The sequence below is a fragment of the Nocardioides daejeonensis genome (genome assembly GCF_003194585.1).
Taxonomy (GTDB): Bacteria; Actinomycetota; Actinomycetes; order Propionibacteriales; family Nocardioidaceae; genus Nocardioides; species Nocardioides daejeonensis.
In genome coordinates, this window is the sequence record NZ_QHKZ01000006.1 from 125,679 (window position 1) to 138,300 (window position 12,622).

General features: G+C 69.5%; 10 protein-coding genes and 1 pseudogene. 6 read left to right on the top strand and 5 right to left on the bottom strand.

The window, feature by feature from the left end:
• Positions 1-56 precede the first annotated feature (56 nt).
• Positions 57-395, bottom strand: coding sequence for a DUF3024 domain-containing protein (locus DNK54_RS16065; protein ID WP_110208014.1), 339 nt, complete (start codon positions 393-395; stop codon positions 57-59).
• Between the two features lie 226 nt (positions 396-621).
• Here DNK54_RS16065 and mobF point away from each other — a divergent pair, with 226 nt between their 5' ends.
• From mobF to DNK54_RS16085, 3 genes are all read left to right on the top strand, one after another.
• Complete coding sequence (mobF, locus tag DNK54_RS16070) at positions 622-3,264, top strand: MobF family relaxase (protein WP_239460143.1); 2,643 nt, start codon at positions 622-624, stop codon at positions 3,262-3,264.
• Between the two features lie 435 nt (positions 3,265-3,699).
• Positions 3,700-3,891, top strand: a complete 192-nt coding sequence (locus DNK54_RS16080) for an AbrB/MazE/SpoVT family DNA-binding domain-containing protein (protein ID WP_110208015.1) — start codon at positions 3,700-3,702, stop codon at positions 3,889-3,891.
• Positions 3,888-4,472, top strand: a complete 585-nt coding sequence (locus DNK54_RS16085; protein WP_110208016.1) for a hypothetical protein — start codon at positions 3,888-3,890, stop codon at positions 4,470-4,472. The genes DNK54_RS16080 and DNK54_RS16085 overlap by 4 nt, the downstream gene beginning before the upstream one ends.
• 52 nt (positions 4,473-4,524) lie before the next feature.
• Here DNK54_RS16085 and DNK54_RS16090 read toward each other — a convergent pair whose 3' ends face one another.
• From DNK54_RS16090 to DNK54_RS16105, 4 genes are all read right to left on the bottom strand, one after another.
• Complete coding sequence (locus DNK54_RS16090) at positions 4,525-5,640, bottom strand: hypothetical protein (protein WP_110208017.1); 1,116 nt, start codon at positions 5,638-5,640, stop codon at positions 4,525-4,527.
• Between the two features lies 1 nt (position 5,641).
• On the bottom strand, positions 5,642-6,952 hold the full coding sequence (locus tag DNK54_RS16095) for a helix-turn-helix domain-containing protein (RefSeq protein WP_110208018.1): 1,311 nt from the start codon (positions 6,950-6,952) through the stop codon (positions 5,642-5,644).
• A 326-nt stretch (positions 6,953-7,278) separates the two neighbouring features.
• Positions 7,279-8,352, bottom strand: coding sequence for a redox-regulated ATPase YchF (gene ychF, locus DNK54_RS16100; protein WP_110208019.1), 1,074 nt, complete (start codon positions 8,350-8,352; stop codon positions 7,279-7,281).
• A 42-nt stretch (positions 8,353-8,394) separates the two neighbouring features.
• On the bottom strand, positions 8,395-9,387 hold the full coding sequence (locus DNK54_RS16105; RefSeq protein ID WP_110208020.1) for a TIGR03557 family F420-dependent LLM class oxidoreductase: 993 nt from the start codon (positions 9,385-9,387) through the stop codon (positions 8,395-8,397).
• 243 nt (positions 9,388-9,630) lie between these two features.
• Between DNK54_RS16105 and DNK54_RS16110 the strand changes: the two genes are divergently transcribed.
• The 3 genes and pseudogenes from DNK54_RS16110 to DNK54_RS16120 all read left to right on the top strand — a co-directional run.
• Complete coding sequence (locus DNK54_RS16110; RefSeq protein WP_110208021.1) at positions 9,631-10,677, top strand: putative F420-0 ABC transporter substrate-binding protein; 1,047 nt, start codon at positions 9,631-9,633, stop codon at positions 10,675-10,677.
• A complete protein-coding gene (locus DNK54_RS16115) occupies positions 10,674-11,735 on the top strand; it encodes a putative F420-0 ABC transporter permease subunit (RefSeq protein WP_110208022.1) in 1,062 nt (353 codons plus the stop codon). Before DNK54_RS16110 ends, DNK54_RS16115 begins: the two co-directional genes overlap by 4 nt.
• A gap of 103 nt (positions 11,736-11,838) precedes the next feature.
• Positions 11,839-12,426, top strand: a pseudogene (locus tag DNK54_RS16120) (ABC transporter ATP-binding protein); the annotation flags it as partial.
• Positions 12,427-12,622 lie beyond the last annotated feature (196 nt).

Here is a 12,622-nt window from a genome sequence, read left to right on the forward strand (position 1 = left end):
TTGCCCAGCGCGCGGCCACTATCGCATCGGAGACGCCTGTGGATAGACAGGCCGTGTCAGCCCTTGAAGATGCAGGTCGGGTCGTCGTCGTACTCGGCCAACAACCGCTCGATCGGCAGATCCGGCTCGAGCAGGTCGTAGAGATGGGCTCGGGAGTTCCGGTCGAACCAGTACAAGGTCCAGCCCTTGGTCTGCTCGTCGTACTTCATCCGAGCCTGCGGAGTGTCGGTCCACTCCAGGCCCAATGCCGGATTCCACGGCGGCCGATGCTCGACGAGGGTAACGGTCCGACCGCGCACGCGGTACTCCACGCGCACCTGGTCCCGCATCTCGGGCGGGACCTGCTCATCGCAGAACCGCCGGATCCGCGCGAGATCGGTCTCTGGGACAGCCATGGACTCAGTATCTGACGAGCACCACCGCCACCGACAACCTGCCCCACCCCTCTCGTTCACCCTTGACTGACAATCATCGACTTTCGTCGGTCCCTAAGATCTCCCCAGCCTCCACCCGCCCTTCGCCCTCAACACCTCCCTTTCCTGCGGCACGCATGCTACGAAGGTTCGTAGATGGGTCGCCCGTGATCGGGCGGCCCACGCGGCTTTTCTAGGGGTCCGTTGGTTGTCGACGGACGTCGCTGGGGCGGTGATCTACGTGCACGGAGGCGTGAAGTTCTACCGAGGCGCTGCTCGTGCCGCGCGCTCCTATGTCGAGCGCGATCGCTCGCGCGCCGATGACTACTACCTCGGTGAGGGCAGCGGCGTCGCGGAGCGGCTGACCGCGACCCCCGCTGGCGTCGCGGGAGGCGGCTCGATGGACGGCGAGACCTATGAGCAGTGGGTCGCTGGGATCGACATCGACACCGGATCCAAGAAGGGTCGGGTCCGGGAGGACTCGAACGCGCTGCGTTTCGTCGAGGTCACAGTCAACGGACCCAAGACATGGTCGCTGGCGGCCGCGCTGCATCCGGAGATCTCGGCCGCGCTGGACACGGCCCAGGACAAGGCCGCCCAGGAGATCGTCGCCTGGGTGGCCGCGCACGCGACCACCCGCGTCGGGCCGCGCGGTCGTCAGGTGCAAGTCCCGGTCGAGAAGATGGAGGCAGCGATCATCCGGCACTACACGTCCCGCGCCGGCGATCCACACCGCCACCTACACCTGCAGATCAACGCCCGCGTGTACGCCGCCGGCGGCCGGCGCGCCCTCCACTCGGTCGGCTTCCGCGACTCGATCGAGGCCATCAACGGCATCGGCCACGCGGCTGTGACCACCGATCCGGAGTTTCGGTCCGTGCTCGCAGCCCACGGATTCACGATTGACCCCGACACGAGCGAGATCCGCGAGCTCATGCCGTACGCGGGAGCGTTCAGCGCCAGGGCCTCGCAGATCCGCCGCAACGTCGACCGCTACGAGGCCGTATGGCGGAGCGAGCATCCCGGCGAGGAGCCCGGCCCACGGCGCCGCGCAATCTGGGACCGGCGCGCATGGGCCGAGGCTCGACCCGACAAGATCGTGCCCAGCGACGGGCGGGAGCGCGTCGCCCAGTGGAACCATGAGCTCCGCGACCTCGGCTACAGGGGCCCGGCAGGGTCCGTCACCCTTCAAGGCACCCAGGCGGGATGGATCGACCGGGATGCCGCCGCGGACCTGGTCGTCTCCATTCTCGGCTCGAGGGCTTCGACGTGGAACGAGGCCGACATCCGCGGAAAGACGGAGGTCCTGCTCGCTCAGACCTGCCTCCTCGCGGGCCGGGCGCTGCGGGTCGAGCTGGCCGGGGACATCACGGGGCGGGCCGTCGGGCGGTGTAGCCGCCTGCTGAAGGGCGAGGACGTTCCGGCGCACGTCAGGTCGTTCACCTCGCCGCGCGTGCTGGACGTCGAGGCCGATCTCATCGCCCGCTTGTCACGCCGAGGGACGCGACCAGCCGGCCGGGCCCGTGTCGGCGCCCGCGGGCTCGACCGGGTCGCCCCGACGCAAGCCGCTGTCGTCGGCGCGCTCGCTGGCGGCGGCGAGCTCGTCGTGATCGAGGGCGCGGCGGGCGCCGGCAAGACGACGGCTCTGCGCTCGGCCCAGTCGATGCTCGCCCGCCAGGGGCACCGGCTCGTGGTCGTCACCCCGACACTCAAGGCGGCTGAGGTCGCCGCTGCCGAGACCGGTGCCGACGGCCACTCCGCAGCCTGGCTCATCCACCAGCACGGCTGGCGCTGGGACGCCGACGGCCACTGGACCCGCGAACCCGGCCCAGTGCCCGACGAGACGGCGCGACTACTCGTCGGCGATCTCCTGCTCGTCGACGAGGCCGGGACGCTCGACCAGGACACCGCCCGCGCGCTTCTCACGATCGCCGACGAAGCCGACGCGCGGATCGCCTTCGTCGGCGACCGGCACCAGCTACCCGCCGTCGGCCGCGGCGACGTACTCGACCACGCCATCACCTGGGCACACCCGACCGCCGTCGTCTCGCTCGACAAGGTGCATCGCTTCGAGGATCCCGAGTACGCCGCGCTCAGCCTCCGCATGCGCAACGGCGACGGACCGGGACGCGTGTTCGACGAGCTCCAGCGACGCCGTCAAATCGTCGTCCATGCCTCCGAGGTCGAGCGGACCGCGGCACTCGCCGACGTCGGGGGCGCTGGCGACCTCGTCATCGCAGACCGGCGGGAGCAGGTGGCCGACCTCAACGCTGCCATCCGCGAACGACGAGGCGACTACGAGCCCAATCGCCGCGAGGTCATCACCGCGGCCGGCGAACGGATCGCCGTAGGCGACCGAGTCGCTACCCGGCGCAACGATCCCGACCTCCAGGCCGCCAACCGGCAGACCTGGACGGGCGCCGGCATCGGCGAAGACGGCAGCATCACGCTCCGCGGCAGGGGGCGTGAGCGTCAGATCCCATCCGAGTACGCCGCGCGGTTCGTCGAGCTCGCCTACGCCACCACAGTCCACGGGGCCCAGGGCGACACCGTTGACCGAGCCCACTTCGCCCTGAGCGCGACCAACGGTGCCGCTTCGGCATACGTCGCAATGACCAGAGACCATCAGACAAACGTCGCGCACCTCGTCGCCGAGACCGTCGAGGAAGCCCGGAAGCAGTGGATCGACACCTTCGCACGCAACCGCGCGGACCTCGGGCCCGCGCACGCACGCAGCCAGGCGATCGACGCGATCGAGCGCTACGGGGCGCAGCCCCGCAGGCGGCCAGCGCAGCCACCGCCGCCCTTGCCGACGCACCCGGCGAGTCGAGGGCCGAGCCTCGGGCTGTGAGCATCAGGCGGGATTGCGCTTTCGTTCCCTTCTCTGCGGCCACGCTAGGCCAATCTCGCCAGCGATGCGCGCACTGATGCCGCCGGGATCGCGCGGCGGTCGGTCCTGCGAGGCGGTGGCGGCGTCGATCAGCGGTTGCCACGCCTCACGGACCGCCTGGGGCAGGTCCAGCTTGCGCACTCGAAGCCGACGACGACGTTGAACACATACGCCCACCTGTGGCCAACCGCAGAGGACCGCACCCCGCAAGGCCGCTGAGTCGATCATGTCCGCGTCGCTCGGCAAGCCGTCCGCGACTCTGGCCAGGTTTGGGGCGAGCCCGGCTGAATGAGTCCAGGGCATGCGCCAGCGGGACGTGCCAGCGACCAATTTGACGGGGCGAGGTGCGGCGAGACCGAATAGGCCGCTGGCTAATAGTTCTATTAGTATAGAGAGATGGCGACTCCAATCGGGCCTCGAAGGCTGACCACGGTCAGACAGGTCTCGATACCGGCCCGGCTGCTGCGAGAGCTCAACCTGGAGCCGGGCGACGAGGTCTACTTCTCGCTGTCCGAGAGCTCGCCCAAGCGAATCCTGATCATCCCGAGTGCCGAGGTCGACGACGGGCAAGAGAAGGTAGGTGGATGACCGTGCTTAGCGACCTCGCCTCGGGCGCCCCGTGCGAGCGCACTGCTCAGCAGCGATGGCGGAAGTTGGTCGGTGATGCGACGAGCGTCGAGTGGGCGCAGGCCGCAGTCGCGGCTGCTGCTGCCGCAACAATGGTCGACGCGTCACTGCTAGGGCCGGCAACACTCGCCGACACCACCGTGGTGACGGCAGTCGACTTCGATGACGCCGTCATCGACGCTCGGCTCCACATCGGCCTTCCGCCTGCACTCGACCGGGCCACGTTGCGAGAGCGTCTCGACGGTGGCGGCACCGCCGCCGCGGCACCGGTGCGCGATGCAATGTTCTTCGGCATCTGGGGCAGGACCAGCCTGACTTCGATGTCTCGCCTCGGCGGCTACGGCATGCCGGTCCTGCTGTCCCCCGCACATGCCGACATGGACCCGCTAGCTCTCGCGGAATGCGACTGGCGCGGCATCGGCGTCGCCACAACGGACGGAACCGGCGCGCTTCAGTGGAAGCTGCCGCCTGTGCCGGCTCGTCGGCGAGGTGTGACGAACATGCGGTTCGAGCAGTTGCTCGACCTTGCCCTTACTCACTGATTCCTGAGCAGAGACGCCCGCTCGTCGTAGATCTCGGTCGCGGAGGCGACGGTCAGACGGTTGTGCCCTGAATAACCTGTGCGACCCAGGCGCCGAGGAACTTCGGAGCGTCGCCCCAGGCGCCGCCGGTCTCGCTGTCGAGCTCGAGTGCCCGGAACTGAGCGGTCTGGCACATGCCGCGCCACAGCTCCCGCCGCCGGCTGGAGGTGAGGTTGTCGTCGAGCACCTCGCCCACCAGGACAGAGACGATCGCGAGGCTGTGCTGGAAGGCCTGATCCTCGGTCGCCATCCAGTCCAGGGAACGGCCGTAACAGGTCGTACACGGGCAGGACCACATTGGGTCGGGCAGCCGATGGATGGCGTCGTCGATCTTGTCCAGGCGAGTCAGGCTGAGGGTGTCCTTGACGATCGCGGAGATCGACGGGATGTGGCCCCCGCCGCCGCCCTTGCCGATGGGGTAGATGTGACGCAGCGATGTCGAGGTGCCGAAGGCGCCGCTGCGGGCACCCCAGGCAAGCGCGCCGACGATCGAGAGGTCGCAGCGCAGAAGCAGGACCGGGACCTCGGCTCGCTCAAGGAGCTCGATGAGGCCACTGACGTTCTTCCGCGCCCCGAACGGGTCATCCCTGTGCTCGACCATGAGGCCGATGGCGACTCCGGCAGCATTGACCTCGTCGATAAGGTCGCCGAGGTCGCGGGTCAGGAACTCGTTGGCGACCGGGAGTGCGGCGACGACGTGGCGTCCCATCTTCTCCGTGGCGCGGAGAACCGCGCGCAGGGCCTTGATGTCCCCTGCAGGGATGTAGCCAGAGTTGGTCAAAGGGTGGGCGATACCGAGGTTGGTCTGCATCCGCACCCAGGTGCTGCTCATCTCGGTCGCGCCATATGCACGCTTCTTGCCCCGGTAGCGGTCGGCGTCCAGCATCAGCGCGCTCGGGGCGGCGCCGCTGGCGACGTAGCGCTTGGCGATGTCGGTCAGGACGTGGTTGGCCGAGCCGAGGCTGACGCACACGACGGCACCGAGGTTCTCGCTGGCACACACCGGAGCGACCAGGTCGAGGCGGTCGGCGCGAGTGTGGACCAGCAAGTGAGGGAAGTCGTCGTCGAAGATCGCGTTGACGTCGGTCGCCGACGTAGCGGCTGGGCGGAGGCCGGTGCTCGGGTTCATCTCAGTTCCCTCCACTACTGCGGTTATCGCCGTCCGTGGACGACAGGTCGGTGCCCGCGGTGGCCGCGAGCCTCTCGGGGGTTCGGCGGCTCGAAGGGCTCGCAGGGGTTGTGGTGCTGGTGGCGTTCAGGTTGAGAACGCGGCGAGGAGCGAGCTGCTCCTGCGGAGCCGGCAGGAAGTGCCGCTCGAAGCTCGCTGGGGTCATGTACGCCATCGCAGCAAGGTCCTTCATGGTGAGACCGAGCTGGCTCTGCCCGATGGCAAATGCCTTGGCCAGCAGGGTGGGGGTCTCGACGGAGACATTGCCTGGCTCGTTGATGTCCCACCCCAGTTTGGCGAGCCGAACCCGGAACTCGCGGAACTGGCGGTCGGAGATGTGGTTCGTGTCGCGGGCGCGCTGGATGAGCATGCCGATGGAGACACCCCACTCCTCCTTTAGCCGGAGCAGGCGCACGAGGTCACCGGTATTGAGGCCGTCGAGCTGCCCCGCGATCTCGGACGCGGGGACGAGGAACTCGCCGGCGAAGCGGTTGGCCTCGCGTTCGGCGTCGTCGCTGGGGATGCGGTGCAGCAGCAGGTGGGCGAGCTCATGGGCGAGGGTGAACCGGACTCGGTCCGCGGGCAGGTCGGCGTTGATGACGATGATCGGCGGCTGCGTGAGGTCGGCTGGCCAGCTGCTGACGCCGTCCTGAGCCCGGCTGCCAAGGTTGCGGTAGACGACGAGGATGCCGTGGGCCTCGAGAAGTCCGATGAGGTTCTGGACCGGCCCGGACAGCTGCCAGCGCTGGCGAAGGTACCGGGCGGCGGCGTCGGCGCGAACGGGGTCGAATGTGGCGCCCTCTTCCGCCTCCCGCTCTGAGTGCCCTGCATCCAGTCCTGCCCCGGTCGATCCGTTGCGGGCCGCGTTCACGGCGGCGGCGTTGGCGTGGGCGATGACATCGACAGGGTCGATGTCGGTGGCGAGCTGGGCGTGGACGCCGTCGAAGATTCCCTCAACGGTGACGCGGGTCAGGTGGGCGATCCCGTCGATCCGCTTGGTGGCGGCCGCGCTGAGCTTCGACTGGCGACGGCGGTGGTGCAGGCACGTGTTGGCGGTGTCGACGCGGGCGATCGGACGGCAGAGCAGGGCCGGCGGGCAGTCGAGTACTTCTGCGATATGCGTCAGGCGGTCGCCGGCGACGTCAGTCGCGCCGGACTCGATTTTGGAGATCACAGCCTGCGATATACCGGTCTTAGCGGCCAGGTCCCGCTGGGTCCAGCCCTTAGCCTCGCGCGTCAGCACGAGCATCTGGGGGGTCAGCACGAGGTCCACGCGGCCTACGTTATCAAACAGAAGTCAGTTGTCGCGTCCTTTGCGAATCAGAAACGTCAATATTGCCGGGACGTTCAGGTCGCGTTCCCCAAGAGGCACCGAGGCCCTCGTCAGCATGAGGCGGAAGAACCGCAACACGACAAATTCACGGGATGGTCGCGCCGACGTCTGCTCATCCGCGCTGGCCGGGGGGCTCACTCGCAGCACCGGGCCGGAGATCGGCCCTCCGAAAAAGGCCACATCGATCCCAGCACGCCAAGATCCTTGCGGACTCTGTGCGGACTGGGAGCCCCTAGCCCCCCTCCGACCTGCGCAAACGCGCCGATTCACACGTTGAAGCGGAACTCCACCACGTCGCCGTCGGCCATGACGTAGTCCTTGCCCTCCATGCGCACCTTGCCAGCCTCCTTGGCCTTGGCCATGGAGCCGGCGGCGACGAGGTCGTCGAAGGAGACGACCTCGGCCTTGATGAACCCCTTCTGGAAGTCGGTGTGGATCACGCCGGCGGCCTCGGGAGCGGTGTCGCCCTTGCGGATCGTCCAGGCACGGCTCTCCTTGGGACCCGCCGTCAGGTAGGTCTGCAGGCCGAGGGTGTCGAAGCCAACCCGGGCGAGGACCTCGAGACCGGGCTCGGTCACGCCGGCCTCGGCCAGGAACTCGGCCGCCTCCTCGTCGTCCAGCTCGATCAGCTCCGACTCGAACTTGGCGTCCAGGAAGATCGCCTCGGCCGGCGCGACGATCTCACGCATCTTCGCCTTGAGCTCCTCATCGTTCAGCTCGTCGGCGTCGCAGTTGAAGACGTAGATGAACGGCTTGGCCGTGAGCAACGACAGCTCCCGCAGCAGCGCACGGTCGATCGAGGTCGCGCTGATCGGCGTACCGGCCTCCAGCGCCTCCTTCGCCTCGCGGGCCGCATCGAGGTTCGCCACCAGGTCCTTGACCTTGCGCGACTCCTTCTCCAGACGAGTGATCGCGCGCTCGACCGTCTCCAGGTCGGCCAGGATCAGTTCCGTCTGGATGGTGGAGATGTCGTTGGCCGGGTTGACCTCGCCGTCGACGTGCGTGACGTCCTCGTCACGGAAGACGCGGGTGACCTGACAGATCGCGGCCGACTCCCGGATGTGCGAGAGGAACTTGTTGCCCAGGCCCTCACCCTGCGAGGCGCCGCGCACGATGCCGGCGATGTCGACGAACTCCACGGTCGCCGGCAGCTGCCGCTCCGAGCCGAAGATCTCGGCGAGCTTGCCCAGCCGCTCGTCCGGCACGCCGACCACGCCCACGTTGGGCTCGATCGTCGCGAACGGGTAGTTCGCCGCGAGCACGTTGTTCTTGGTCAGTGCGTTGAAGAGCGTCGACTTGCCTGCATTGGGGAGTCCGACGATGCCGATGGTGAGAGCCACGGGCGGGAAGTCTACGTCCCGCCCCGACCCACGGCCGAACCGTCAGGTGAGAGCGGGAAGAACGCGTTCGCCGTACGCCTGCAGGAACGCCGCCTGGTTGCGACCGACGTTGTGCACGAAGACCCGGTCGTAACCCAGCTCCAGGTAGCGGCGCAGCTCCTCGGCATGCACCTGCGGGTCGGCGCTGATCGGGAGCCGCCCCACCAGATCCTCCGGGCGCACCAGCCGCGCGATCTGCTCGATCAGCTGCGGACTGCGCAGATCGCCGCGGGCGAACCTCATCGCCCCGATCGGGTAGTACGCCGCCGCTTGGGCGAGCGCCTCCTCGTCCGTCGGCGCCCACGAGACGTTGAGGTGCAGCCAGGTCGGCATCGCGTCGGGGTCCTTGCCACCCTCACGCGCTCCGGTGCGGAAGCGCTCCAGCACCAGCGCCGCCTGGTGGTAGGAGACCCCGACCGCCAGCAGCCCGTCCGCGGACCGGCCGGCGCGCCGCGCGGTGACCGGGCCACCCGTGGCCACCAGCACGTCCGGAGCGCACTCCGGCATCGTCCACAGGCGCGTGGTCTCCAACTGGAAGTGGTCGCCGGAGTACCGGACGTCGCGGCCGGCCGACGAGGCGACGAAGAGTCGCTTGATCAGGTCGATCGCCTCGAAGAGCCGATTGATCCGCTCCGGGGCCTCGGGCCAGTAGCCGCCGGTGACGTGCTCGCTGAGCGCCTCGCCCGCGCTGACGGTGAGGAAATGGCGGCCGGGGTGCAGGGCGGCGAGGGTGGCACTCGCCTGGGCGATGCTTGCCGGGTGCGCCCGGTAGCCGGGCACCGCCATGCCGGCGCCGAAGTCGGTGGTGGTGCGCTCGGCCAGAGCACCCAGCAGGGACCAGACATGAGGGGCCTCGCCGAGCGTCGGCAACCAGGGCTGGAAGAGATCCGTGGCCAGGGTGCCGTCGAACCCGGCCGCCTCCGCCAGCCCGGCAAGATCGACGGCCTCGCGTGGCCGCACCCGGTCGGAAGCGACGACGTACCCGATCCGACCCATGGGCGTGCTCCTCGCTGGCGACTGCGGTCGCGATCCTATCCGCCGCCTGGGGCTGTCCCGCTGCCGGTTCACGGGACCGGGTGGGCGGGCACGAGCGGGGAGGTCTATCGTGAGCCGTGATCCACCGGATGGGACTTCGTCCGGTGACACCCTCCCCGGACCTGGGGTGCGTTGATCCCGCGCGGTTGCGACCTCGGCAACCGCACTTCGATCCTGCCCGCACACCCGAGAAGTCCGGAGCCCATGGCTGACATCACCCCCCTGTCCCTCTCCACCCCCGGCCGTACGCCGGAGCACCCGCGACGCCGCCTGCTTGCGGCCACCCTGGTCGCGGCGCTGACCCTTCCGTTGGCCGCCTGCGGCTCCTCCGACGAGAAGGCGGAGGCGGACGACGCGCCGGCCGCCGGCTACCCCGTGACCGTCGACAACTGCGGCACCGAGGTCACCTTCACCACCCCGCCCGAGCGCGTCGTCACCATCAAGTCGACCTCGACCGAGCTGATGCTGGCGCTCGGCCTGGGCGACCGGATCGTGGGCACCGCCTTCGCCGACGGCCCAGTGCCGGAGCAGTGGGCCGCAGACGCCACCGGTCTCACGAGTCTCTCCGACCAGGCGCCGAGCAACGAGGTCGTCCTCGAGCAGGAGCCGGACCTGGTCTTCGCCGGCTGGGAGTCCAACCTCGCCGCCGACACCGCCGGCGAGCGCGACACCCTCGCCAAGCTCGGCGTCAACAGCTACGTCTCCCCCGCTGCCTGCCAGGAGCCGGAGTACCAGCCGGAGAAGATGACCTTCCCGCTGCTCTTCGACCAGTTCCGCGAGGCCGGCAAGATCTTCGGTGCGACCGAGGCGGCCGATCGCCTCATCGCCGACCAAGAGGCGGCCCTGGCGAAGGTCGGCAAGGCCGCCCCCGGCACCACCGCGCTCTGGTGGTCGTCAGGGGAGGACACCCCCTTCGTGGGCGGCACCATCGGGGCGCCGGCGATGGTGCTCGACGCCGTCGGCCTGACCAACGTCGTCACGGAGAAGGCCACCTGGACCTCCCTGGGCTGGGAGGCGATCGTCGACGCCGACCCCGACGTCCTCGTGCTGGTGGACGCCGCCTGGAACACCGCGGCGGACAAGATCAAGTCCCTCGAGTCGAACGCCGCCACCCGCGAGCTCTCGGCGGTGAAGGCCAAGCGCTACCTCGTCATCCCGTTCCCGGCCGCCGAGGCCGGGGTGCGCTCGGTCTCTGCTGCCGCCGACCTGGCCGACCAGCTCGACGAGTTCGGACTGCTGCAGAGCGAATGACCGCGCCCACCCTCGCCCCTGCCGGGACGCGTCCGGTCACCCGTCGCGTTCGTACGGCGACGCTCGCCCTGACCGCGCCGCTGCTGCTTGCAGCACTCGCCGTCTCGGTCGTCGTAGCCGTCACGATCGGTCCCGCCGACCTGAGCACGGGCGAGGTGTGGCGTTCCATCGGAAGTCACCTGGGGCTGGCCACCAGCGACCTCACCCTGCTGCGCGACGGCATCGTCTGGGAGCTCCGGTTGCCCCGGGTGCTCACCGCGGCCGCGGTCGGGGCCGGACTCGCGGTCAGCGGCGCGGTCATGCAGGCGCTGACCCGCAACCCGCTGGCCGATCCCTACCTGCTGGGGCTGTCGTCGGGGGCGAGCCTCGGAGCCGTCCTGGTGCTGCTCACCGGGCTCTCGGTCTCCCTCACCGGTGCCGCCTTCACCGGTGCGATGCTCGCGCTGGTCGGCACCCTGCTGCTGGCCCGTTCACTGGGCGTGATCACCCCGAGCCGGACCGTGCTGTCCGGGCTGGCCGTCTCCTCCTTCTTCGGCGCCATCACGTCGCTGGTGATCTTCTGGAACACCCAGGGCGACTCCTACCGCCAGATCCTCAACTGGCTGCTCGGTTCCCTGGCCGGCGCCGACTGGGACACCGTGCGGGTCTCCTGGATCACGCTGCTGCTCATCGGCCTGCCGGTCGTCTTCTTCGGCCGCGTCCTCGACGCCTTCGCCTTCGGCGACACGGCGGCCGCCGCGCTGGGGGTGAACGTCTCGCGCACCCGGTGGCTGCTACTCGGCGGCACCGCACTGCTCACCGGGGCGATGGTCGCGGTGAGCGGATCGATCGGCTTCATCGGCCTGGTGCTGCCCAACGCCGTACGGCTCGTCGTCGGCTCCCGGCACCGGCTGCTGCTGCCCTACTCCGCGCTGGTCGGCGCGATCTTCATGATCTGGGTCGACACCGGCGCCCGGACACTCTTCGAACCCCGCGAGCTGCCGGTCGGCATCATCACCGTCCTGGTCGGCGCCCCGGTCTTCGTGATGGTGCTGCTGCGCAACCGGGAGCGGGCATGAGGGTCGTCGAGTTCGCGCACATGGCAAGTCGAGTTCGCGCAAACGGCGGGTTCACTTCGCGCGCATGGTGCGTTGACTTCGCGCAACTGGTCAGGGAGAACCCATGACCCTGCAGGCTCACGCGATCTCCGTCGAGCTGGGCGGGCGACTGATCCTCGACGAGGTCACCTTCGCGGCGCCGGCCGGTCGGGTGACCGCGCTCGTCGGCCCCAACGGCGCCGGCAAGTCCACCCTGCTGCGGGCGTTGGCAGGCACCCAGCGCGCCCGCGGTGCGGTGCGCTTCGGCGAGGTCGACCTGCTGGCGTTGCCCCGCAAGGAGCGAGCCCGCACCCTGGCACTGGTCGAGCAGGACGTGCACAGCGAGTTCTCCCTCACCGTGCGCCAGGCCGTCGAGCTGGGCCGCACGCCGCACCAGTCCAGCTGGTCGTGGGGGTCGGCCGACGACGAGGCTGTCGTCGCCTCCGCACTGCAGCGTGCCCAAGCAGCCGAGTTCGCCGGACGGCAGCTCGGCACCCTCTCCGGCGGCGAGCGCCAACGTGTCCAGCTCGCCCGAGCGCTGGCCCAGGAGCCGCGCCTGCTCCTGCTCGACGAGCCCACCAACCACCTCGACGTCCGCGCCCAGCTGCACACCCTGGCACTCCTGCAGGACCTGGCCGCCGACGGCATCACCGTGATCGCCGCGCTGCACGATCTCAGCCTCGCTGCCGAGTTCTGCGATCACCTCGTCGTGCTGGCGGCGGGCCGCATCGCCGCGGCCGGCGAGACCACGACGACGTTGACGGCCGACCTGATCGAGGCGACGTACGGCGTCACCGCCGACGTGCTCGTCCACCCCCGCTCCGGGCGTCCGCTGATCGCTTTCTCCAGGTAGCCGCCTGCGCCCAGGA